17 protein-coding genes are annotated in these 24,700 nt (G+C 37.8%); 8 read left to right on the top strand and 9 right to left on the bottom strand.

The window, feature by feature from the left end:
• Positions 1-17: 17 nt before the first annotated feature.
• Positions 18-1,835, bottom strand: a complete 1,818-nt coding sequence (locus CSEC_RS00785) for a DNA topoisomerase IV subunit B (protein ID WP_041016499.1) — start codon at positions 1,833-1,835, stop codon at positions 18-20.
• A gap of 209 nt (positions 1,836-2,044) precedes the next feature.
• On the opposite strand from CSEC_RS00785, the gene pseB reads away from it, so the two are divergent.
• The 3 genes from pseB (at position 2,045) to CSEC_RS00765 (ending at position 5,370) form a co-directional block, all read left to right on the top strand.
• On the top strand, positions 2,045-3,067 hold the full coding sequence (pseB, locus tag CSEC_RS00780) for a UDP-N-acetylglucosamine 4,6-dehydratase (inverting) (RefSeq protein WP_041016498.1): 1,023 nt from the start codon (positions 2,045-2,047) through the stop codon (positions 3,065-3,067).
• 134 nt (positions 3,068-3,201) lie between these two features.
• On the top strand, positions 3,202-4,068 hold the full coding sequence (locus CSEC_RS12485; protein ID WP_053331660.1) for a glycosyltransferase family 92 protein: 867 nt from the start codon (positions 3,202-3,204) through the stop codon (positions 4,066-4,068).
• 261 nt (positions 4,069-4,329) lie between these two features.
• Positions 4,330-5,370 carry a Rossmann-fold NAD(P)-binding domain-containing protein gene (locus CSEC_RS00765; RefSeq protein WP_053331659.1) on the top strand — a complete coding sequence of 347 codons (1,041 nt, stop codon included), beginning with the start codon at positions 4,330-4,332 and terminating at the stop codon, positions 5,368-5,370.
• A 47-nt stretch (positions 5,371-5,417) separates the two neighbouring features.
• Here CSEC_RS00765 and asnS read toward each other — a convergent pair whose 3' ends face one another.
• The 3 genes from asnS to CSEC_RS00750 all read right to left on the bottom strand — a co-directional run bounded on the left by asnS (position 5,418) and on the right by CSEC_RS00750 (position 8,264).
• A complete protein-coding gene (gene asnS, locus CSEC_RS00760) occupies positions 5,418-6,815 on the bottom strand; it encodes an asparagine--tRNA ligase (RefSeq protein WP_041016496.1) in 1,398 nt (465 codons plus the stop codon).
• A gap of 36 nt (positions 6,816-6,851) precedes the next feature.
• Complete coding sequence (locus tag CSEC_RS00755; protein WP_154017591.1) at positions 6,852-7,715, bottom strand: deoxyribonuclease IV; 864 nt, start codon at positions 7,713-7,715, stop codon at positions 6,852-6,854.
• Between the two features lie 351 nt (positions 7,716-8,066).
• Positions 8,067-8,264, bottom strand: coding sequence for a hypothetical protein (locus CSEC_RS00750; RefSeq protein ID WP_041016494.1), 198 nt, complete (start codon positions 8,262-8,264; stop codon positions 8,067-8,069).
• Positions 8,265-8,388: 124 nt separating this feature from the next.
• Between CSEC_RS00750 and murJ the strand changes: the two genes are divergently transcribed.
• Complete coding sequence (murJ, locus tag CSEC_RS00745; protein WP_053331658.1) at positions 8,389-9,936, top strand: murein biosynthesis integral membrane protein MurJ; 1,548 nt, start codon at positions 8,389-8,391, stop codon at positions 9,934-9,936.
• A 73-nt stretch (positions 9,937-10,009) separates the two neighbouring features.
• Here murJ and rpsD read toward each other — a convergent pair whose 3' ends face one another.
• The gene (gene rpsD / locus CSEC_RS00740; protein WP_041016493.1) at positions 10,010-10,627 is read right to left on the bottom strand and encodes a 30S ribosomal protein S4; all 618 of its coding nucleotides are present in this window, start codon (positions 10,625-10,627) and stop codon (positions 10,010-10,012) included.
• Positions 10,628-10,895: 268 nt separating this feature from the next.
• Here rpsD and CSEC_RS00735 point away from each other — a divergent pair, with 268 nt between their 5' ends.
• The 4 genes from CSEC_RS00735 (at position 10,896) to CSEC_RS00720 (ending at position 16,456) form a co-directional block, all read left to right on the top strand.
• Entirely contained in the window at positions 10,896-12,239 is a 1,344-nt protein-coding gene (locus CSEC_RS00735) for a hypothetical protein (protein ID WP_041016492.1), read from the top strand.
• A 120-nt stretch (positions 12,240-12,359) separates the two neighbouring features.
• A complete protein-coding gene (locus tag CSEC_RS00730) occupies positions 12,360-13,661 on the top strand; it encodes a hypothetical protein (RefSeq protein ID WP_041016491.1) in 1,302 nt (433 codons plus the stop codon).
• Between the two features lie 69 nt (positions 13,662-13,730).
• On the top strand, positions 13,731-15,068 hold the full coding sequence (locus tag CSEC_RS00725) for a two-component system sensor histidine kinase NtrB (RefSeq protein WP_053331657.1): 1,338 nt from the start codon (positions 13,731-13,733) through the stop codon (positions 15,066-15,068).
• A gap of 2 nt (positions 15,069-15,070) precedes the next feature.
• Positions 15,071-16,456 (top strand): sigma-54-dependent transcriptional regulator, encoded by a 1,386-nt coding sequence (locus CSEC_RS00720; protein ID WP_041016490.1) that lies wholly within the window; start codon positions 15,071-15,073, stop codon positions 16,454-16,456.
• 13 nt (positions 16,457-16,469) lie between these two features.
• Here CSEC_RS00720 and CSEC_RS00715 read toward each other — a convergent pair whose 3' ends face one another.
• From CSEC_RS00715 to CSEC_RS00700, 4 genes are read right to left on the bottom strand one after another with little or no spacing between them, the layout of a single operon-like run.
• Complete coding sequence (locus CSEC_RS00715) at positions 16,470-17,039, bottom strand: toxin-antitoxin system YwqK family antitoxin (protein ID WP_053331656.1); 570 nt, start codon at positions 17,037-17,039, stop codon at positions 16,470-16,472.
• 1 nt (position 17,040) lies between these two features.
• Positions 17,041-18,972 (bottom strand): motility associated factor glycosyltransferase family protein, encoded by a 1,932-nt coding sequence (locus CSEC_RS00710; RefSeq protein WP_154017590.1) that lies wholly within the window; start codon positions 18,970-18,972, stop codon positions 17,041-17,043.
• Positions 18,973-18,976: 4 nt separating this feature from the next.
• Positions 18,977-21,679, bottom strand: a complete 2,703-nt coding sequence (locus tag CSEC_RS00705) for a 6-hydroxymethylpterin diphosphokinase MptE-like protein (protein ID WP_041016489.1) — start codon at positions 21,677-21,679, stop codon at positions 18,977-18,979.
• 42 nt (positions 21,680-21,721) lie between these two features.
• On the bottom strand, positions 21,722-24,688 hold the full coding sequence (locus CSEC_RS00700) for a 6-hydroxymethylpterin diphosphokinase MptE-like protein (protein ID WP_041016488.1): 2,967 nt from the start codon (positions 24,686-24,688) through the stop codon (positions 21,722-21,724).
• Positions 24,689-24,700: the final 12 nt, after the last annotated feature.

The raw sequence follows: 24,700 nt of genomic DNA, 5'->3' as shown, positions 1-24,700 counted from the left end.
ATTCAAGCTTTTAAAGGTTACAAAAGTTTCTCTTCATTGATAAGGTTCTCCATGATAAAGCTTTTACGCTCAGGAGTATTTTTTCCCATATAGAACTCAAGTGTGGGCCTAATATCTGAAAAATTTCTTACTGTCACAGGGATGAGCTTAATATCTTTCGAAATAAATTGTTTGAATTCATTAGGAGAAATTTCGCCAAGCCCTTTAAACCTTGTGATCTCAACGCCTTTTTTCAAGGTTTTTATAGCCTTATCCCTTTCTTCTTCGCTATAGCAATAAAAGGTTTTTTCCCGGTTGCGAACTTTGAATAGGGGTGTTTCCAGCACATAGAGATGGCCATTCATTACAAGCCCTTCAAAGTAAGTTAGAAAAAAAGTAATAAGCAAATTTCTAATATGCATCCCGTCGACGTCTGCATCGGTCGCTAAGATAACTTTTTGATATCTAAGATTACTTAAATCATCTTCGATATTTAAAGCGCTCATTACGTTATACATCTCTTCATTTTTATAGAGCTGGTCAAGCTTCATGCCAAACACATTCAAGGGTTTTCCGCGAAGAGAAAACACAGCTTGTGTAAGAGGGTCTCTTGACGCCACAATTGATGCTGAAGCTGAATCCCCTTCTGTCAGAAAAATCATCGATTCGCTTCCCTTCGAGGATGAATCTCCAAGGTGATATTTGCAGTCGCGAAGTTTAGGGATCTTAAATGAAATTTTCTTTTGCTTCTCTTTAGCCTCTTTTTTTACAGCGGCAAGCTCTTTTCTAAGCTTCTCGTTAAAAACGATTCTCTCGATAATTTTTTTTGCAATTTCAGGGTACTTATAGAGGAGATTGACGACCGCTTCTTTAACTTCTTGGACAATAGGGCCCCGAATTTCTGTGTTTCCAAGTTTATTTTTAGTTTGGGATTCAAAAATCGGTTCCTTTACTTTTACTAAAACGCAGCCTACCATCCCCTCCCGAACGTCCATTCCTTGAAAATTCTTCTTAGAGAATTCATTGACCCCTTTTAAAAGGCCTTCTTTAAAAGCGGAAAGATGGGTTCCGCCATCGGCTGTGTATTGTCCGTTTACAAACGAAAAAAAGGTTTCGCCATAGCTTTGGGTATGAAGGAAGGTGAACTCAAGAAATTTGCCTCGGTAATGCAAAGGCTCATAAAGCTGTTCGCTTTCTCTAACCTCTTCGTTTAAAAGATCTAAAAGTCCATTATTTGAAAAAATTATTTCACCGTTGAATTTGAGCTTCAAGCCAGAATTTAAGTAGGCATAATGCCACATCCTTTTTTCAATGAACTCTTTCTCAAAACGATATTTTTTAAAAATTTCTTTATCAGGGATAAACTCTACCAGAGTCCCGTCCGCCTCACTTGTTTTTCCTTTTTTCTCCTGAATCAATTTACCCTTATTGAATTCAGCTTGAAAAAACTGTCCTCCCCTATGGCTTTTTACAAAAAAATGTTGAGAGAGCGCATTGACAGCTTTTGTGCCAACCCCATTAAGTCCGACGGAAAATTGAAAGACATCGTCATTGTACTTGGCGCCTGTATTGATTTGACTTACGCATTCAATGACCTTTCCAAGAGGAATTCCACGCCCATAATCTCTTACAGAGATTTTCCCTTCGTCAAAATCCACAAGAACATCTACTTCATCCCCGTGATTCATGATGAATTCATCTATACTATTGTCTATGACTTCTTTCAGCATGATATAAATCCCATCATCGGGATTGGAACCATCTCCAAGCCGGCCTATATACATCCCCGAACGCAGGCGTATATGCTCTAGCGCGTCTAGGGTTTGTACCGTGCTTTCATCATATTTTTTTGCCATAGGAAAACCTTATATTCTCAACAAAAATAACAAGTTCATGTTATGGATGGATTTTAGAAATTAATAAAAATTATAGAGGGAAAAAAGGTGTCTCCCCTTAGTCTCTTGGAAAAAAGAATAAACGATGCTTCTTTTTTATGGGATACCCAATTTTTTTTAAGACTAATTTTTTTTCCAAAAGAGTTCACGCTTAAAATGCATCAGGAAATATGAATTATAAAAATTTCTTTAAAGATAAATCTCTCCTGATTACCGGAGGCACCGGCAGTTTCGGGAGAAAATTCGCCAAAAAAATTCTCCTAGAGTACGATCCTCGCCGCGTGATTATTTTTAGCCGCGATGAATGGAAGCAATGGGTTATGCGTCAAGAGGATCCGATCTTTGACGACCCTCGAATCCGTTTTTTCTTAGGAGATGTTCGGGATCTTCAAAGACTGACACGCGCTTTTAATGATGTGGATTATATTATACATGCCGCGGCTTTAAAGCAAGTCCCTGCAGCTGAGTACAATCCTTCTGAATTTTTAAAGACGAACGTTATCGGGGGGATGAATGTCATAGAAGCTGCAATAACAGCCGGGGTTCAAAAAGTCATTGCTTTAAGTTCAGATAAGGCTTGCAACCCTATAAATTTATATGGGGCAAGCAAACTTTGCGCTGATAAGTTATTCATTAATGGTAATGTTTATGTCGGCAAAAAAGGTTCGCCTATCTTTTCAGTCGTTCGCTATGGCAACGTTATAGGAAGCCGCGGCAGCATCATTCCCCTTTGGCAAAACCAAGCGCTTATCGCTAAGAGATTAACTATCACCGATCCTAGGATGACAAGGTTTTGGATTACTCTTGATCAAGCCGTTGATTTTGTTATTTTTGCTCTAGTCGATGCAAGAGGCGGGGAGCTTTATGTTCCTAAAATCCCATCGATGAAAATTGTAGATTTGGCTGAAGCTATTGCCCCTAAAGTTGAACACATTTATACAGGGGCAAGGGAGGGAGAAAAACTTCATGAAATCATGATTTGTGTGGAAGATGCTCCGCATACCGTAGATCAAAAAACTCACTACATCATCATCCCTGAAACGCACTCAAGAAATCCCGCTTTCCTAGATCCTTTTCTTATGGATCGGTCAAAAGAAACTTTGCCTGAAGGATTTGCTTATACTTCTGAGAACAATAAAGAGTGGCTTTCGATCGAAAAGCTTAGAAAGTTAATCTCGGAAGAGAAAATATAAAAATTCTTAAGCTCACGAATCTGGAAAAGGCTTTTTTTATAATACTATCGATATTATTCACTTCAAAAAATTGAGATAACTCATTAAAACTATCAGAATCGCTTTTTCTTGAAACCTATTATCATGAGTTATCTATGCAAGCTAGAATCTTTTTACTATTGGCCTATTTTTTCCATTCTGCTTCTCTTTTCTCCGACTACAACTATAAGCTCGGAGCGCTTCTTATTTTTCGTGATGAAGCCCCCTACCTTAAAGAGTGGATCGAATACCATAAACTGCTTGGAGTTCAGAAGTTCTATTGTTATAACAACTTGAGCCAAGATAACCCCAAAAAAGTTTTAAAACCTTACATAGACAGCGGCGAAGTAGAACTTCTTAGCTGGAACATGGAATCTACAAATAATCAGGAGTGGAATGCCTGCCAATGCCTTGCTTATACTGATGGCATGATCCGGGCTTTGAAAGACAAAGTAAAGTGGCTTTGCGTTATCGATTCAGATGAATTTTTAGTCCCTAGAACAAAAAGTACCCTTTTAGAAGTGCTGAAGCCTTACGAAAAGGATAATAAGCTAGGCGGGGTTCGTGTCATGTGGGTCATGTTCGGCACCTCTAATGTTAAAAAAATCCCGGAAAATAAGCTTTTGATTGAAAGTCTAACTTTAAATGAAGGCTATAAGGGCGGTATGTGGAAAAGCATTTGCAGGCCGGATCGAGTTAATTGCGGCACATTAGTTGGTTGCCATACTCCGGAATACCTTTATGGCTATCATGATAAAACCTTGTCTTTTGAAGAGATGCAGTGCAACCACTATTGGACACGTGATGAAGACTATCTATTCAATATAAAAATCCCAAGAAAAATAAAGTTAAGCGATGGTGTGAGCTTAGAAACTTGTCTTGAGTGGAACGAAAGTTTCAATAAGGAAACAGTGGCAGGAGAGGCCATTTTAAAATTTATTCCGGCCCTTCGAAAAAAAATGGGGCTTCTTCTCAGCCGCTAATTTTTTAAGGGTTAAATACTTGGGGGACTGCCCTTCTAGCTTCTTGATAGAAAGAAAGCTAATTGGCAACCCTGCCTTAAAGTTTGGCAAAATTTATTTTCAAAGTTATGGAAATAAATGAAGAAATCCTTTTAAAGTCTCCTTTTTAAGCCTTTCTAAAAAGAGTCCATTCAGGTAAGGAATGGCGATTTGGCTTTTTTCAGTACTTGAAATGAAAATTAAGTATGACACTTTGCTTAAATTTAAGGAGCGTAGCTTAGCATGCGGGTTGGAGTCATCGGAATTAATCATAAGCTCGCAAATTTGCATGTAAGAGAAGCGCTTGCAAAAGCATTTCAAAAGCGTTTTGGGACGGAAAAAGTCCTTCATCCAGGACACCATTTTATCCTTTTGCTAACTTGCAACCGGACAGAGATTTATTTTTCCTCTCATAACCTAACAGAAAGCCATGCATTTATCATTGAAAATTTAAGAAAGGAACTTTCCTTTGAGTTCGAACAAAAACTCTATTCTTTTTTTTCCTGGGATTGCTTTTTTCATTTAGCCAAGGTAACCGCCGGTTTAGATAGCGCTCTTTTCGGGGAATCTGAAATACAAGGCCAGGTCAAATCTGCTTATATAAACAACAGTTTAAATAAACCTCTTGCTAAAGAGCTGCATTTTCTCTTTCAGAAAAGTCTAAAAATTGGAAAAGAAATCAGAACCCGCTTTACGTTATCTAAAGGGCTTTCCGATCTTGAACATGCCGTTTTTAACACCGGGAAAAAAATATTTAACGATTTTGAGAAAACGAAAATTCTTTTCATCGGAGCTTCTGAAATTAATCTAAAAGTGCTCAGTTTTTTAAAAAAACAACTTCTTTCAAATATTACACTTTGCAACAGGACCCGTGAGCGCACGTTGGAAATACAAAATAAATTAGGCATTTCGGAGCTTCTTTGGGAAAATTTAGATCAGTGGGAGCAATTTGATTGGGTGATACTTGGAACTAAATTTCCGGGCTACCTTATAAAGAAAGAAACTCTTGGCTTTTGCGATAAAGAGCAAAAACTAATCATTGATCTATCCGTTCCAAGAAATGTCGATCCTGAAATTGTTAAAAACACAAATATTTGCCTATACAATATCGACGATATGCATAGGCTTTTAATCAGCCGAAAAAGGGAAAACCTGTTTTTAATAAAAAGCGCTCTAGAACATGTTCACTGTGAAACAAAAAAGCTATGCAAGCTTTTCTTGAAGAAAGAAAACAATTTAAATCAAGAATCTTTCCACGAGTCCAAAGAAATGTGTTTTGCTTAAAAAAGTAATCTTTCAAATCAAAGAAAGATTACTTTTTTAATTATTAATTAGAACTCGGCGCTTCCCGGATACCTTGGGAATGGAATCACATCCCGAATATTTTCCATGCCTGTGACGAATCGGATGAGACGCTCAAATCCGACCCCATAACCGGCATGCGGAATGGACCCGTACTTCCGAAGCTCCAAATACCACCAATAATTATCTTTTGGAAGGCCTTGCCTTTCCAATTTCTCTTCTAGAATATCTAAGCGATCTTCTCTTTGGCTTCCGCCCACAAGCTCCCCAACTTTAGGAACTAGCACGTCCATTGCGGCTACGGTCTTTCCATCATTATTTTCTTTCATATAGAAAGCTTTAATATCTTTTGGATAGTCGGTAATAATGACCGGCTTATCAAAGAACTTCTCAACTAAGTATCGCTCATGTTCGGATTGCAAGTCCATTCCCCATTTAATTGGAAACTGAAAATTTTCCCCGGACTTTTCCAGGATGCGAACCGCGTAAGTATAGCTTGCTCTTTCAAATGGGGTTCCCACTATTTTCTGAAGGGTATCTAACACACCGGGAGAAATATACTTATTAAAAAAGAGCATATCCTCGCGGCAGTTATCAAGAACATACTGAAATACGAATTTGAGATAAGCTTCAACGTTATCCATGTTATCGTTTATATCGGCAAACGCCATCTCAGGCTCAATCATCCAAAATTCAGCTAAATGTCTTGCAGTATTTGAATTTTCTGCTCTAAAGGTGGGTCCAAAGGTATAAATATCGCTGACCGCAGAAGCATAAATTTCTCCTTCTAATTGCCCGGAAACAGTGAGGTAAGCCGGTTTTTGAAAGAAATCTTTGGAATAGTCTATTTTTCCCTCTTTAGTCTTAGGAAGATTGTCAACATTTAAAGTAGTGACTTGAAAAAGCTGACCTGCCCCTTCGCAGTCGGAAGTTGTGATAATGGGTGTGTGAACGTATAGAAAGCCTCTATCTTGGAAGAATTGGTGCGTTGCGTAGGCTAAAGCGTTTCTAATCCTTGCAACAGCGCCAAGTGTGTTTGTCCTTGGACGGAGATGGGCAATTGTTCTTAAAAACTCAAAAGAATGCCTCTTCTTTTGAAGAGGATAAGTCTCTGGATCGCATTTACCGATGATTTCAAGAGAATCCGCATGCATCTCTAACTGCTTTTTATCGACGCCTTCAACAATTTTTCCTGTGGCTGCGATTGAGGCTCCGGTATTTAAATCTGAAATAAGCTCGGCATAGTTAGGTAATTTTTGATCGACAACTATCTGTAAGCTTGTCAAACTTGAACCATCGTTTAACTCAACAAAACTAAACGTTTTTTGATTTCTAACAGTCCGGATCCAACCTTTTACAGTTACTTCCTTGCCAAGAAAAGCGTTTTTTTCACCGCCTGATTTGATCTGTTTCACTTTAACGCGCATTAAAAATCCCTTTTCGCTATTTGAATGCTTTTTAAATTATCTGATATTTAAAGATTTTAAGAGAGCGATCTCTTTTTTCCAAAGCTCCGGTCCACCTGGGGTTTCAAGGTATTTTGGAATAAACCTTGTCCTTTCGTCATTCATTAAATTCCGGAAAGCCTCAAGGCCGATTTCGCCTTCGCCAATAGGCTTATGCCGATCGACTCTTGATCCGAGTCCTTTTGTAGAATCATTAAGGTGAAAAGCCCTTAGATGAGAAAGCCCGACGATACGATCAAACTCTTTAAGCATCGCATCGAGCGCATCTTTAGTTCTTAAATCATAGCCTGCTACAAAGCTATGACAGGTATCCATACAGACGCCAATCGGCACTTTTTTTTCAAGTCTCTCTACCAAATACGCAATATGTTCAAAACGAAAACCTAAAGCTGTTCCCTGACCTGCCGTTGTCTCAATAAGAAGCCTTGTCGGGCTATCTTCTAAAATCTTTTGGCATTCTAAAATACTTGCAACAATTGTCTCCAAACACTCTTCTTCAGAAGAAGTGGTGTAAGCGCCGGGATGAAAATTAAGATACGTCAGGTTTAATAACCGACATCTTTCAATTTCTTCCTTAAAGGCCTGGCGGCTTTTTAATAAAATTTCAGGGTTATTGCTTCCCAAATTTATTAAATAGCTGTCATGGCTCATGATTTCTTGGAGCCCTGTCTCGGCAAGTGTTTTAGCAAACAAATCGACTTGCTCTTTTGAAAGGGGCTTTGCTTTCCATTGCCTTTGATTGGCGGTGAAAAGTTGAATGGTTGAAGCGCCGATGCTTACCCCTTCAAGGAGGGCATTATGAACGCCGCCGGCAGCCGAGGTGTGGGCGCCAATTAAGATGGGTCGCTCTTTATTTTCCATAAAAACCATTAATTAAAAGAATAATATTAGCGGCTTTCTCTAAAAAAAACAATCTTTGCCAAATAAAAAAGACCTAAGACCCAGATGGCCACCCCAAACCTTAACTTAGGACTTATTACAATCTGTCGGATAGGATATTATCCGACAAAGACAACTGTAATCTGTTGCCAAGGAGCGTAATTTTCGAAGATGCTTGGGTTGTAATAAGTCAACCTTTAAGCGAACCTTGCAAGACCCATACCTTCAAATCACCGAAAGAGACATCTAAATCAAACTAAAGATTTTGCGGTAAGTTTGGGGCAGCAATCAGGATCTTAAGCCTCTAAGGGGCTTCAAGTCTTTTAAAATCCTTTAGAAATACTTGCCATTCAACAGTCTTTCAGCCTGATCGGAAGCTTTATCTTTTGAGCTTTTAAACGATTGGGATGGGGTTTTTTCCTTATTATAGACGGGCTTTGATGCGTTTTTCTTAATAATCGGTTTTTCTTCTTCTTTAGAATCCGGAATTTTATTGTAATGAGAAGCAAACCATCCTCGTAGTGCGTCCATAGTTCTACCTATTATTTAATAACGTTGATTGTTTTCATTAATTTAAGCAAAATCGATTAACACTCTCCTCCCTTATTTTTTGTAAAAGAAGGCAAATTTTTAACTTCGTACATAAAGATTTCTAATGACAAAACAAGATTCTGTCCATACCATTTTTAAACATGCAGGCCACTTTTTTTCAGGTACGCTCCTAAGCCGGCTAAGCGGTCTAGGGAGGGATATCGCCATGGCTTACGCTTTTGGAGCCGGCAGCACAATAAGCTCTTTTCTTGTAGCTTTTCGACTTGCGCATCTTTTAAGAAGGTTATTTGGAGAAAGCGCTCTTAATTCCGGCTTTATTCCAATTTATGAAGAGTTTAAATCCAAAAATGCAAGCGCCGCAAAGTCTTTTTTTATTAATAACGCTCTTTTCTTAAGTTTTCTTCTAACTATACTTATTCTGGCTTTAATGGGCCTTCTAACCTTGCTAAGGCTTTGCGAGGTGTTTTCTTCTTCCGCAAACGACATTATTTATCTGACAACCCTTATGCTTCCAAGCCTTTTATTTATATGTCTTTTCGGCTTAAATTCAGCTCTTCTACAAGCTGAAGGAAGTTTTTTTCTACCGGGAATTGCTCCGGTATTTTTCAATTTGATTTGGATTTTGGGCGCTCTCTCTTTAAGTTATAAAAAAGATGCGGCTATGCCGGATCTTTGCCTCTTCATTATACTAGCCTGCTTTTTTCAATGGGCCATCACACTTCCCAAGCTTTATCAAAAATTAAGTACTCAAAAGAGCGAAGCTTCTTATAAATGGCGTTTAAGCGATGCAAAAGCTCTTTTTAAGCCCATTTCCTTAAGCATGGTCGGGATTGCGGCCACTCAAGTTAATAGCGCGCTTGACACAGTCTTTGCTAAAATGGCTTCAAGCGAAGGACCGGCTTACCTATGGTATGCGATAAGAATCGAGCAGTTTCCCTTATCTCTTTTTGGCGTCGCTCTTTCCACAGCTTTACTCCCCCCCCTCACACGCTCATTTAAACAAGGCAATTTGGAAAAAGGAAAAAAATTTCTCTCTTTTGCGATTGCGGCAGCCGGTGCCATTCTCCTTCCTCTCACCCTGGCTCTTTATGTCTCAGGCGAAACTGTTGTCTCATTAATTTTTAACCATGGTCTTTTTAATGAAAGGGATGCGTACGAAACTGCCAAGTGCTTATATGGATATGCTTTAGGCCTTGTGCCTCAAGCGCTAGTAATGATTTTGGCGCCCGCTTTTTATGCAAAAAAAGAATTCCGCTTACCGGTCCTAGCCTCTATTACTACCGTTATTCTGAATATTTTTTTAAATAGCCTTTTTGTAGCGTTTCATTTTGGACCAAGCTCAATTGCTTTGGCGACAAGCTTAAGCTCATTTGTGAATGTCATCATACTTTCAGCTAACTTAGAAAAAGCCTTGAAAGGGGATCTTTATGTTCTATTTTGGAAAAATTCAGGAAAGGCTGCTCTTTTCGGATTTTTATTTGTTAGCCTTGTTTTATCATTTGAGCATTTTATTTCTCTCAAAGAAAATTCTCTTTTAGATCACTTTCTTAAGTTTTCACTGCATAGTCTTTTTTTCATGGCTGCATTCGCCTACTTTTGGCTTAATATTTTAAAAGAGAACAGAAGTATCCGGGTTTCCAAAACTTTTTAATGCTGATCAAAACCAAAAAAAAAGCCGCTTTTATAAAAGCGGCTTTTCATAAACTTATAGAACTTCTGAAATTTTAGGTTGTGTGATCCAAAAAGTCGCAGATTTCAGGAAGATTAATTTCAATTGGCCAGGAGACCTGATCAAGAGAAGGCTTTGCAAGAAGCTGTCCTGAGAAAGAGCTGCTGTCGAGAGTTAAATATCCGGGTACATCACGTGAACCATTTAAAGATTCAGAAATGCTTTTCATCTTACGGGATTTTTCTTTAACAGAAATCACCATGCCTGGCTTAACAATGAAGGATCTTCTGTCTACTTTTTTGCCATCAACTAAAATGTGGCCATGGGAAATTAACTGGTGAGCTGCAAAAATTGTAGAACCAAGCTTTAGGCGGTAAACCATATTATCCAATCGGCACTCAAGCATCTCAAGAAGATGTTGAGGTGTGTTTCCTTCCATTTGAACCGCTTTATTGTAAGCGTTAACAAGCTGTTTCTCACTGAGCATTCCATAAACAGCTTTTAACTTTTGCTTTTCTTCTAATTGAAGGCCGAAATCAGATTTTTTCTTTCGACGAGCGCCATGCATTCCGGGTGGATTTGGCTTATGCAAAAGCGGATTTCTGAGCCTTCCAAAAATATTTACACCAAATCGGCGGGCGACGCGATTTTTATTCCCTGTATAACGAGCCATTGATACTCCTGAAAATTTTTTAATTCCTAATTAAATTTGGGATCGGAATCGAATAAGGGCAGATTATCACACACTCATTGATTTTTTGCAAGTAAGAGACTTAAGGAAATGCAAAGATTTCTTAACAACAAAGAAATCCGGTATACATTTCTGATAAATAGTTACTATAACTGGTACGGTTTAGTTAGTAAAATATTGTTTATAATACAAATTATATGTAAAATAGGAAGGTTTATTATAAATATATTAATGTTTAATAGGAATTTTTATGCAAATAAATAATGGACAACCCAACTCTGGATCCCCCTACTTACCACTCCAGGGCGCCGATCCACATCCTGAAGCCTTAAATAATGATGAAGGAAGGCAGCGCCAGCAAGTTTTCTATCAACCCGTGATGATGCCGGTTCCCTATCCACACCCCTATTTTCCTCCCTCAACCATAGGTTATAACCCTCATTACGCACCGATGCCCATCCCATATAGAATGCCGGCGCAGCCTCAAGGGATTCCAATTGTAATGCCTCAGGAGATGGCTCCTATGCAAGAGAGGCGCGTACCTTTATACCCGCCCATGCAACCTATGCCACAAGAACCGCTATTTTATGGGCCTCCAATGGATATGCCAGAAGTCCGCTATCCTTATCCCATTCCTCAGCATTCTTACCCGATTCCTCAGCATTCTTACCCGATTCCTCAGCCTCGACCTCACCTTTTCAGCTACCCTGCGGCGCCAATGCCAATAGACCCGGCAAGAGTGCCTTATCCTTTGGCTCATTACCAGGAAGAGAGACCTGCCTCTCTCCCTTACGGGTACCTGTCGCCTTACCAACTGCAACCTCTTTATCGTCCGGAAGCTCCTCTTCAGGAGACAAGCGAGATAGGCGAAGAAGAGGAAGAAGCTGAAGAAGAGGTCTCTTCTTTAGAGAGCGAAGAAGAGGAAACACCTTCTTTAAGCGAGCTTCAAAAGGTTCTTGCAACTGATATTTCAGGTAGAATCAGAGAAATTCCGGAAGAGGAAATTTTTAATGCCGACTTAAGTCTTGCAGAAGACCTAGGACTGCCTTTAGAAGATCTTTCGCTGAAAGATGAAGAGCCGCATGAGAAACCAAGATATTCTTTGAGAGGCCGAGTTAAAGTTAAAACTCATTACTCTGAGGAAGATTATGACAAATTACTATCTTCTTATGTGAGCCAGGTCATATCTACTCCCCAAAAGGCCTATTCCTATAGGGTAATGCCAAAAACCATCAACAGATTCGAAAATTGGAACTATGCTATGCGGCATGAGCCCGCGATTAATTTTCTTAAGGAATTAGTCAGCTTAAAGCATACAAGAGGCGTTTTCAACAATCTTCCGACCTACACTTTCCCTTGTTTTATTTTAAAGGGACCGAATGCCCATTCGAAGTTTAAAAGCGAGGAAAGCGAGCTCCAGCTGACGCTTCACAAAAAAGAATCAAAGCCGCCCAAGCATTTATTTTTTAAGAAAAAAGGAAATGAAATTCCTTCTAAGCGTTCTTTTAACCGCAAGAAAAAATCGGATAAACACCTTGTAGTTCCGGACTACACCTTTGGGACTACAATAGTTGCTGAAAGAAAACAAGTTTAGATTTAAAAAATTAAACCCTTGAGAAAATTCAAGGGTTTATTTTTAAAATAAAAATTAATTGTTATTTTTATTAAAAAACTTTATATTTACTATTCTTTTACGATTTTTTAGGTCATTTTTATGCTTCAAACTTTTTCCGGCTACTCTCTAGCACTTCCTAATCAAACCAGCACGGAAAAAACCATTGCAAAAAAACTGATGAAATTAAACAAACTGGCTCTTTCTTACCGGGAAAATAATTTCAAAATTGAAATCCTTTCAAATCGTGTATTCGAATTTTATAATTACCTTTTGACTCATCAACCTGAAACCGAAAGCTTATCTAATATTCATGAGATACAAAGCAATCTTATTATGGTGGCGTGTCTTGAGCATCGAATTACAGAGGAAAACTTAGATATTCAAGGGTCTCACGTCTTTTACTCACACCTTGCTTTTTTCAACAGTTTAAGCGGTCCGAGTGTCACATCTGCTATTAACCGTCTTCTTGCCGATCTTTCCGATTCTCCTAAATTGAGTATCATTAATATCATTCTTAACGATCTTTTCACCGAATTGGCAAAACTTTCTAAGCCCTATCTCAAAACCCTTGCTAAAGTTGAAGCTTTACGAATACTTGAGAAAAAATCACATAACCTTGACCTTAAGCATTTTGAGTTTTCTCCTGTTTTTGAACAAATCACAGAAAAAATCACAATCGATTTTCAAAAAAGAAAGATCGCTTTGATTCCATTAGGGTGGGCGCTCCCAAAACCTTACTCCGGACATCATTTTTTTGGTCTAGTTACCCCTTCCCATACGGAAGGTAAACTAAAAATCGATTTAATCAATGCCCAAACAAAATCAAGAATCACAATAGACGCCATTGATCAGTCCGATTTTAGAAAGGTAGTTAGAATTTTGTTAAATTTGCTTTTGCCCCAATTCTCTTACGAAAAGATTAGAGCGAATGCAGGTGAGGATTTTTCTAACGCCAACAGTGAATTTTTTATTGATAAAGACACGTTGGAAGATGCTTATACCAAGCAAATTTATGGGGCTTTTGCTAAAATCGGAAGAAAGGAAACTGTCAATTCCTCTTTTCAAGCCACTAAAATCAAACCCTCTCCGGCTTGTACCATAACAACTTTTAAGCCTTTGGTTCTAACAATCGTCGATCAAGCCTGCAACAAATTTCAATTCAAATTGGATGAAAAAGAGATAAGGATCATCAAACTTGTGGTTAAGAATATATTCTTATCTTTTAAGGAGAGTCTTTTACGAAATGTCAATATTCACAAAAGTTTGGCATTACAGCAAATATACAGTTTTTCCGAAATTGATAGAAGACTCCATTTAATCCAACAATCCCTTATTGAGGATCAAGTGAAAATCATAGAGCTTCTCGTCAGAATGCAAAAACCTCCTTTTGATAATAAATAAAAAAAACACTATATAATTATACTAGGTAGCCTTCTTCAAAAATTTAGCTTGAATTGCTAGTAGTAACTTATGCGTGAATCCAATATTGAACCGCTGAAACGCATGGCGGAGAAAATCGCTTCTAGCCAATCAGGCGATCGGCTCGAGCATTTAAGCAAGGCTTTTGAGCTCTTCAGCCAGGAAACAGAGCGGATTGAAAACGCTTACAACTCTCTAAAAGAAGAGTTTACATCCATCCACTATGAGCTTGAAGAAGCAACTGTCCATTTGAAAAAGAAAGTGGCGGAGCTTGATGTCTTAAACTCTTATCTTCAAAATATACTCTCCAATATTTCGCAGGGACTTCTCTTTATAGATCTAAACGGAGATGTCACAACTTATAATTTCGCTGCAGAAAAAATATTTAATCTTCCCGAAAAAGAAGTGCTTTATAATAACTTTTGGAAAAATTTTTCAGACGATGTCTTTGGATTTTCAATGAGGCTCGCCCTAGCAAGCAAGGATCTTCCAAGCACAAGTTTTACACTCTATGAGGATAAAGAGGGTCAAAAAAAAGAATTGGAAGTGACAGCTAATTTCGTGGCAGAAGATAAGAAAAAGAATAGAAATGGGGATTTTTATGCATCTTTTAGAAGGCTTGAAGGAGTCATTATTCTAATAAGAGACATTACAGAAATTCGTGCCCTTGAGATTTTAGCCAATAGGAATGATCGCTTAAAAGAGCTTGGCGAAATGGCAGCTCTTGTCGCTCATGAGATTCGAAACCCCCTTGGCGGAATTAAAGGATTTGCTTCCTTATTAAAAAGGGATCTTTCGCAAGATATAGAAAAACAAAAACTGGCAGACTATATCGTTCAAGGGACGGACACCTTGAACCGGCTTGTTACAAATGTATTGAATTATTCAAGACCTGTCGATCTCTCTCCAAGACAAATATCTATAACTGAATTAATTGCAAATATAACCCAGTCTTTAAAGGCAGACCCAGGAGTCCATCCTAAAATTAACTTTTACCTTGAGTTTAAAGAAGACAACAAGACCCTATTGGCAGACCCTGAACTTTTAAAAGGGGCTTTATTAAACCTTTTAGTAAATGCTATACAAGCTATGCCGGAGGGAGGTGACTTAACTATAGCAGTTAACACAAAAAAAGAAGCCGTTTATATCGAAATAAAAGATACCGGTATTGGAATTGACAAAGAAAATATTGAAAAAATTTTTACTCCCTTCTTTACTACTAAGAAAGAAGGTCATGGCTTTGGTCTTGCAGAAGTGCATAAAGTGATGCAAGCACACGGCGGCACGATAGATGTGATCTCTCAAAAAGGATTGGGAACAACCTTTACCTTAATGCTTCCCTTAAAAGGGGTGAGTCATAAATTAAAGATAAAAAAAGGTAATTATTAAAGATGGCCATCGAAAAAATATTGATTGTAGATGATGAGCTTTTGCTTCGAAATTTTTTAGCGGAAACACTAAGGCGAAAGCATTACGAGGTCGCAACCGCTGAAAACGGGGAACAAGGGATAGCTAAATTTCAAGAAGAAGGCTACGACCTTGTAATCACTGATATGCGTATGCCTGACTTAACAGGTATCGATGTGCTAAAAAAGATTAAGTCCTTAAATCCAAAAACGATCGTCATTGTGGTTACAGCTTACGGAAGTATTGAAAACGCTGTTGAAGCCATGAAGCTTGGCGCTTTTAACTACTTAATCAAACCGTTTACACCAGATACCATTGAAGCTGTTATTGAAAAAGCTAAAGAACATTCCCAGCTACTTGACGAAAACCATTTTTTAAGAGAAGAAGTTGCTAAATCTCCTTTTTCAGGACCTTTCAAATTTATCGCTGAGAGTCCGATTATGAAAAAGATTTATCAAGATATTTTAAGAGTCGCAAAAAGCAATGCAAGCATCTTCATCTCAGGAGAATCGGGAACGGGGAAAGAAATTGTAGCGGCTGCCATCCATCAACACTCTTTAAGAAGCGATAAGCCTTTTATAAAGGTTAATTGCGCAGCGATCCCGGAATCCCTTATAGAATCTGAGTTTTTTGGCCATGAAAAAGGATCTTTCACAGGCGCCCATGCAAGACGCACCGGAAGATTTGAGCTTGCCAACCATGGAACTTTGCTTCTTGATGAAATCACAGAAGTTCCGCCGCTTTTGCAACCAAAACTTTTGAGGGCTCTGCAAGAACAGGAATTTGAACGTATTGGCGGTGTCAAGCCTGTTAAAGTGGATGTCCGTGTGATCTCAACTTCTAACAGGAATATAAGACAGGCTATTGCTTCAAAACAAATAAGAGAAGATCTTTACTATAGATTAAATGTCATCCCCATTCAATTGCCTCCGCTTCGAGATAGAAAAGAAGACATTCTTCCCCTGTCAGAATATTTTGTAGAGAAATTTTGCGCCGAGAGCCATTTAAAGAAGAAAACCTTTTCAGACAGGGCTAAAGCAAAGCTTCAAAGCTATCGGTGGCCCGGAAATGTTCGAGAACTCGCCAATATTATAGAAAGGGCTGTTGTCATGTACCCGGACGCTGTCATTGATTCGGATGCTCTTCTTCTTGATCCTGTTTTAGCAAGTCAGGAAACACCCTCTTTAGAACGAATAAAGGAAGGCCAAAACCTGCCTGTCGGAATGACCCTTGGCGAGCTTGAAAAACTGCTCATCATAGAAACATTAGATCAGAATAAGCAAAACCGCAAAAAAACAGCTGAAGTTTTGGACATTAGTGTTAGAACTCTTCGAAATAAGCTGAATAAATATAAAAAAGAGAGCGAGTAACAAAGCCCCTGATTTAAGAAACGGATTTCCCGTCCTTAAATTCCAGCTTTCTTTTTATAGAACCGTTTTCTGTAAAAAGAAGAACCTCCCCTTCCAATACCCCGTTTTTGTAATTCATGATGGTCTTGACTTCCCCATTCGGGTACCAAAACTTCTGAACCCCATGCCAAGCACCGTGTAGAAATTTCTGAAGGCTATTTTTTTGTCCGTTTTCGTAAAACCATCTCGTTTTACCTTCTTGCTTTCCAAATAAAAACCAGCTCTCTGTCAAAAGCTGTCCTTTTTCGCTGAAGAACTTAGAAGGCCCATGCAAATCCCCAAGCAAGTAATAAGAAACCATTTTAAGAGCTCCATCCGGGTAATAAAGCTTCCACTCCCCATCAAGTTTATTATCAATTTTTAAAAAAGCTTCCTTGCTGCCGTCAATATAGTGTTTTACGCAAAGCTTATGAGTTCCATTAAAGCTTGTATCCGGCAGAGGATTTTCAGGAATCATTAGTGGATTAAACTCCAAGTCCTCTTCAATGCTAAGCTCTTTGTCATGAAGACGAAGAAATCCTTTTTCCAAAAGATACAGATCCATACTATTCCGCTGTCAATTTATTTATGAAGTGATCATTCAGCTCATTTGCCCTTCCTTTTACAATTTCTTCAAGTAAAAGAGCATTGACTTTGGCGACATCTGATAAAAACTTAAGTCTCTTTAAGTTTATCTCACACTTTTCCTTTAAAGACTGAATCTCGTTGTTTTCAATCTTCTCTTTGATTTGATGCAAATCTTTACTTAGCATACGGCTATAGATGTTATTAAATAAATCCAGGATAAACTCATAGGCTGGCTCTTCCGCAAGCTCGGTTTCAGCAAGCGCCGCTTTTCCACTTTGAAGAAAGACAGGTACCTTTTCTTCAGATAATTTTTTCTCCAAAGCTTGCGTATCTTCTATTAAAACTTTAAAATAACCAATGCACCTTGTTAAACTCTCTTGCATTTCAGTCGCTTTTTCAATGACAAGCTCAGGAGTTAACCACTTCATTTCAGCAGAAGCAATTTCTCCTTGAACTCTATTTTTTAAATCATAATTGGTCTTTAGGTAAATCTCTTCAACCTCTTTTAAAGTCATGTTTTTTACGCCCGGCATCCCTAGACCGCCTTCTGTGCAATTGATAATTCGGGTGTCTTTATGGGCTTCTTTAAACTCTCCTATCCAATTCGATTCAGCCACCCATTTCCAAAGAGTGTAAATAGGTTCGCCATAAATATCTTTTTTAAGAAAAGCAGAAGTATCAAAATCGTCTGTATCTAAAATTTCCTTCTTCCTTATTGAAGTATCATCGACAATTCCTTTGGCATACGCTTGCATATCGGTAAAAGCTAAATCAACCCCGACAAGTATGATCGGGTTTAAACCCATTCTATACGCTAGCTCAAGACCAAAATTAACCACATTATGACCTTCATCTATCCAGTCGCCCTGCAATGAAAATTTCTCGTCAAACCAATCGGCTATATCATAGCCGCCGGAACCATGAATATAAAGCCTTGGGCCGTGGATTAGCTTAAAGGCCTCATAGTGCATGCGGTTCCGATAAAAAAGGGGAACTTCATAAGCCTTATTACTGCTTAATCTAAAGGCTTGGGTCGGGTTTGGGTCTATTCCAATTCCAAAGTGGGGTAAAATCCCTTTCGAAGTTAAAGCATTTAACGCCGAACCCCCGCCAAAGACGATAGCTTTATTTAAAAGCCCTTTTAGGACTTGAACGTTTTTTTCAAGCGATGGGCCGGCGCCGCAAATAATGCCTGGAACTCCTTCAAATTTACCGAATAGCTTTGTTCCCTGAAAGGATTCTGAAATGGTAAGAAGATTGATGTAATAGTTGCGAAAAAATGAAAATCCATATTTAAGATACTCTTCAACAAGCGCATTTTTAATCGCCGCGTCGTAAATAATTTTATGCTGCAGGTCCTGATAAATATCAAAACGATTTTTCTCATAAATTTTTAGGGCGGACACTGTCATTTGAGTTAAAACAACATCCCAATAAAGCGCCTCTAAAGCCCCTTCCCTATCTTTTATATCATCAAAATAAATTAATCGAACTTGAGGGTCCGTGATTATTTTATGAGCCTGTTTTGTTTCAAAAAACTTTTTTATCACGGCCAAATCATCTTCAAGAAAAATCAAAACTCTTTTGGGATCGCCTCTCAGCCAATTAATAACAGGCTCGTAATAGTACCCAAGACCAATCCCATAAACATATAAAATTTCTGTGATTCGTAGATCAAGCCCTTTAAACCATTCTAAGGCTTCTTTCTTAGCTGATGTTTCTGAGTGATAATATAAGAGGCCTTTTTCTTCTTTCTTTACTAGGTTTAGCTCTCCTTCTTTTGTTTTTACAAATGAATAAGCGCTTGTGTCTATATTTGGTAAAAAAAATGCTTCCTTTGGTAGAATACTAGACCTAAGCCAGGTTTCTATATTGTTATAAAGCGCATCCATAGCTTCTTCTTGATCCATAATTTTACCAAAAGCGCCCTTCTTTTTCCCGGCCCCTTAATTGATTCAGCTTTTTAATTTCTTTCTTAAGATCCTTTAATGCCTTTAAATGCTCATGAGAGCCATCCATTGCATCATTTTTATGATACCTGATCAGTTCTCCCTTATCATCCCATTCCGATTCTTCCATGATTTTATAATCTGAAAAAATAATTTTTTGGGATAAAATACCGTTATCATGCCAGCTTAAAGCTTCTTTAATAGGTTTTCCCTCTTTGAATTCTCCTGAAAAAATTAAAATTCCATTTTCATTCCACATCTTCTCAGGACCCTCTTGCTTTCCCTCTTTGAATGAGAATTCCCGCTTTTTTTGACCCGATGAATAATAAAACTCGGTAGTTCCATCTAAAAGATCATTTTTAAAATGAATCTTTGATTTCATAACTCCCGATTCAAAAAAATAGGTTTGATCTCCTTCTTTTTTTCCATCTTTCCTTTTTAAAAGGGCATAAACTTTGCCGGATTGATAGAATAAAAGAGTCTTTCCTTGCTTTATGCCATCAAAATACCATTCTTCTGCCAGCAATTCCTGATTTTTGCCATAAAAGAGACTGGGGCCATGCAATTTTCCATTTAAATAATGACTCAATTTGAATAAAGATCCTTCCTGAAGGATTTTTCTTTCTTGGAGATCTCCCCTTTTAAAAGAGCTTTTAAGATGAATATCAAGCTCAGAATCGTTAATTTCAAGCGTCGTGTCATTTAAAAAATATTTCTCCGGGAGAACGAAGGGCTTTATGGGCGCTTTTCGATCCATAGGAACGCTTTTTTCATAATCCGATATTTCATGTTCAAGGATAGCGGCATGTCTTTTAGCGATGTCTTCATAAAATTCATATTCATAAACAAGAAGTCTTTTTTTTAATTCATTCACCTCTTCTTCATTGAATATCTCTTTATGGCTCTTTAAAATTTTCTTTCGTGAGTAGAGTTTACCGCTCAAGATTTCGCTATATATTTTTTTTAATTGGGGAAAAGCGATAATTTGCTTTAACTTTTCATCATAGCCTTTAAGCTTTTCCTTAACCTTTTCTTCATTTTCAAAAAAGCTTCCTCTTTTAATTGAGAAGGACTCTATTTCTTCTGCAAAGGCTTTTGTTTGCTCCGCGATTTCATTTAAACTCTTTAACCATTCTTTGATGGTGTTTAAAATATGGTTTTTATCTAATGAAAGAGGCGCTTGTCTTAAAATAAGCGCGTGTAAAAATACAAAAAGCTCTTGGTCATCGCTTGTAAATTGTTTAAGCGCCTCTTTTAAAGGCAGTTCAAGCACTTTATCAATAGGCAACCCTTCGAGAGTCGAATTGATAATTTTCAATTCAGGATGAGCTTCTTGGAAATCTGAAATAATCAAAGCTTCAATTAACCAATCGGTTTTTGTTAAAATGATCTTCCCATCATTTTTCTTATACTCAAATAAAGTTTCTCGTTTGGCTCCCCACTCTTCTCTGACAATGTTTTTATCTCCCGGGTGAGCTGCAATATTTTCCGGATAGCGTTTATTATCTTTATAAGCCATGTCAATGCCTGCTAAAATAATAGGATTGCAACCTAGCCTATAAGCTATTTCAATAGCAAAATTGCTGGAACTAATTCCGGAAGGAATCGTATTATGATCATCAAGTCCTAAACGCTTCTCAAGCCAACTTGGATCCAAAGGGCCTTCAAAACCTCTTACATAAATCTTTGGTCCCTGATGCATCTTATAAGCGTTTTCACTAAATCTCATTTTAAAGCAAAGGGGGACTTCAAAGGCATTGTTAGCTCTGAATCGACTGGCTTGGGAGGTTGTCGGATCAAGACCCATAATTAAATGAGGGAAAATTCCGGAAGCTGTAAGGACATTGGCCCCCGTTCCAGAACCGATAAGGAGAACCTTATCCTGATATTCTTTTATAAGAGGTATTTCTTTAGAAATGGAGGGGCCGGCTCCGCAAATAAGAGCCGGTATATTCTTTAATTTTCCCTCGAGGGCGCTAAAAGATACGGCTCCTTCCATTCTTAAAAGCTTATAATATACATTTTTCATGGTGTCTGTAATACCGACCACCATTTCTGTGTTTAAGATTTGAGGCGCTTTATTTCCAAAAAAAATCTGCTTTCTTATTTCCTCGCATTCTTTAGCTTTTATTTTTGAATAAAGAGGCAGAGAAGAAAAAAAGCCGTTTCTATCAAAAAAGGCCTTGAATATATTTTGTAACTTATCTTGAAAGTCGCTTGCCGTTTCTTTAATTAAAGCCGGCATAAGCTGTATGTAAACCTGAGGGTCAAGAAGCAGCTTTTCGGCTCTACTTGTTTCAAAAAAACGTTTTAAAACAGCAGGGTCGTCTTCTAAAAAAATAACCGTACGTTCGGGTGACTGACTTAACCATTCTTTTAGAGGCTCGTAAAAATATCCAAGGCCAATCCCAAAAATATAAGCTATATTATAAAATTTAAAGTTGCTCGATTGATACCATTCGAAAGCTTCTTTTAAAGCCCCATCCGGAGAGTGGTAAAAATAATTTTTTTTTTCAGTTTTCTTATAAAGATTCAGTTCTCCAACGTGAGTAAAAAAAAAGTGCCATGGTTCGGCATTACATTTCTCAATGATTTCGGCAGCCAAGGGATCATAGTTTTTATAACGTTCAATGTTGGATTGAAAGTAGGAACGGTCCTCAGGAATCATGCTTCTTTAACCTAAAATTCAAATCCAATTAAACTTCTTAAATTAAGTGGTTTTTTTATTTTTTAAATCTACGATTCGTTTTTCAATATCAATCAATCGCTTTTCTAAATCCTCGGTAAGAACAGAGATCTGAGCATTTAAAAGTCTTTTGGCGGAGGGAGATTTCCATATCGGCTCTTTAAAAGCTTTGGAAGACATCCCGCTTTCATATTCAAGTTCGTTTTCTAATTTTTTTAAGATGCTTAAATCGGAGGAAATCGTTGCTAACATTTCTCTTAATTCTTTGATATCCCGATTTAAGTCATTATCCTTATCCTCAAGAGAAGTCCCAAGAAACAGGGCTATCCTCTGACTTACGGCTTCAAGAGCTGATGTCAAAGCTTTGGTAGCTTTTGTGACACTGTCGAAGTAATCTTCTTCCTTTAATTCTTTAGGTACTTCTTTTAATTCACCGGTTTCTAATTCGGAAAGGGTTTTTATAGGGTTGCCCTCTTCATCAAAATGGACTTCTTTTATCACTGTTTTATTAAGGTTATAGTATCTTGCGATACCTTTCGGCTTATCCTGTGAATATTCAGCTTCAATGATAAGGACGCCATTTGGAGAGAATAAAACCTCACGGCCCTCTTTGAGGCCATCCTGAAAGGATAAACTCCGCTTGAGAGTCCCATTTGGGTAAAAAAGCTTAACATCTCCATTCAGACTTCCTTCGCGGTAATCAAGCTCTGCCCTTAATCCTCCATTCGGATATAAATACCATTCTTTGCCTTCTTTTTTACCCTCTTTATAAAATGAAAGTGAATAAAGAGAGCCGTTTTTGTAAAAAGCTTTATTTCTTCCTACTTTATTTCCGTTGTAATAATAGCTTATGTAAGCTTCATTTCCATTTTTAAAATAGTAAGTGGAAGCGCCGTGAAGAAGACCGCTTTTTCGAAAGTAAACATGTTTTCCTTTATCTTGAAAGTCTTCTTCGAATCGATCTAAAGGAATAGAATAACTTTCTTGAATAAAGAGATGATTTTGCGGTTCTTCTATCAGCAATTTTGATTCATCGGACGAATACTTTCCTTCATTCTCGTAAATCCTTTCATGGGACGATTTGCTATCTTCAATTAAGTGAGCTGTCTCTGAAAGATATTTCTTGGCACCTTTAATAAAAACTAAAGTGTCCCTCGCCAACTTTTCAAGCATTTTAAATCGAACCGCATGGATCTCAAGTTTTCTTTTCTCTACTTCCGATTTTCCTAAAACATCGTCATTAATCGTTAAATTTTGCACTTCTTTTTCAAAGGCTTTATTAAAATAAACATTGAAAGAGTCCAAGACCACCTGATACCCTATTTCATTTTCAAGCTGTCCTAAAAGCTGAATCACATTCGGGTTTGTCAACTTATTGACGGCAGTTTCATCAGGGCCTAGATTTTTAGAAAAAATTTCAAACTCTTGTTTAATGCGGCCTATGATTTCTTGGCACTTGTTCAAACTTACTTCAAGCTTCAAGAGAAGCTCATCAATGTGTTTAAAGGAGACGTTTTTTTCCATCTCGGCTTCTTGAATCCAAAGATGGATAAAGCCATCCAGATCAAAATCTTTTTTTAAGTAAGTTTCAGAAACTTCTTCCAAAGGGATATTCGAAACTCCCGGAAATCCGATACCGCCTTCAGTCGCATTTAAAAACTCTGCTTGAGGGTTCTCCAAGACCCATCTTGAATACCAAACAGACTCCAAAAGCCACTTCCATAAGGTCATGACAGGTTTTCCATTGATATCCATTCTGGAAAGAAGCTCTTCTGTCTCAGTTTTAGTTTTGAATGGAATGGGATTTGTGCTTAAAGGATGTTTGGCTGTTAGATCAGCATAAGATTCATCATCTGAATAAGCTAAATCGACGCCGACAGTTATTAGAGGGCTGCATCCTAAAGCATTCGCGATTTCAAAGGATGCGTTAACTACATTATACCCTTCCTCCAAAGGAGTTCCTTTCAGTCCAAGCTCTTCTTCAAACCAAGAAGAGATTTTGTATCCATAGGAGCCATTTAAATAAAGCAAATCCCCTTGAATCAAATTAAGCGCTGTAGCATTCATTCTTGTTTTATAAAAATAAGGGGTCATAAAAGCATTGTTAGTCAGGATTCGAAGCGTCTGATCCGGGTTTGGATCTATACCTGCGCCAAAATGGGGAACAATGCCGGCTTTATTCAGCACATTCATAGCGGTTCCGGGTGCTATGATGACAGCCTTATCTTTTAGCTTTTTTAAAATGTGAATGTTTTTATTCAAGGAAGGTCCTGCCCCGCAGATGATAGCCGGCATGCCCTTAAAGCGATTGTAAAGCAAACTTGCTTGTTTCGATTCCGGAAGTTTTACCAGATTTTGAAAGAAATTTAAGAAAAAGTTATACCCCAAGTGTTCAAGCTCAAATGAAGAGATCTTTTGGATATTGAGCATGTACTCTAATACAGTATTAAGCTTTATTAATTTTTCACTTTTTTGCCGCAGGTTGTATAGGAGGGCGCTAATTTTGAATGGAGCTTTACAATAGAAAAGAGCAATTTCATTAAATTTTTTATCTTCTTTGAGAAAATTTTCTATTAAGTAAATTCTAACTTTTGAGTTGGCAAGAATTTTTGCGGCTTTTTCCGTTTGAAAAAACCTTTTAAGAATTTCAGGGTTATCCTCAATGAATATGATATTTTTGTTCGGACCTGAATTTAACCAGCTCTCTAGGGCATCGTAATAATATCCAAGACCTACACCATATATAAAAACGACATCGATAGTAGTAAGAGGCAAAGAACTCGTCCAGAGATAAGCTTCTTCTATTGGATTTTCTTTATTTAATAAAAAATGTAGTTCGCCCCCTTCTTCAATTGTCAAATTAGGAAGTCCATTCACACTTTCAGCAAAATGAACCTCGGTGAAAGGTATCTCTCTTATGCGGCTCGCATCTGCTGGAAAAATTTTTCCAAAAAGAGCGAGATTTCTTTCCAAATTCTCCTTTTCATCCATTTATCGACCTTT

It is taken from the genome of Criblamydia sequanensis CRIB-18, from assembly GCF_000750955.1.
Classification (GTDB): domain Bacteria; phylum Chlamydiota; class Chlamydiia; order Chlamydiales; family Criblamydiaceae; genus Criblamydia; species Criblamydia sequanensis.
The sequence above is the reverse complement of the archived record's forward strand: the minus strand, read 5'-3'. Positions and strand labels throughout refer to the sequence as shown.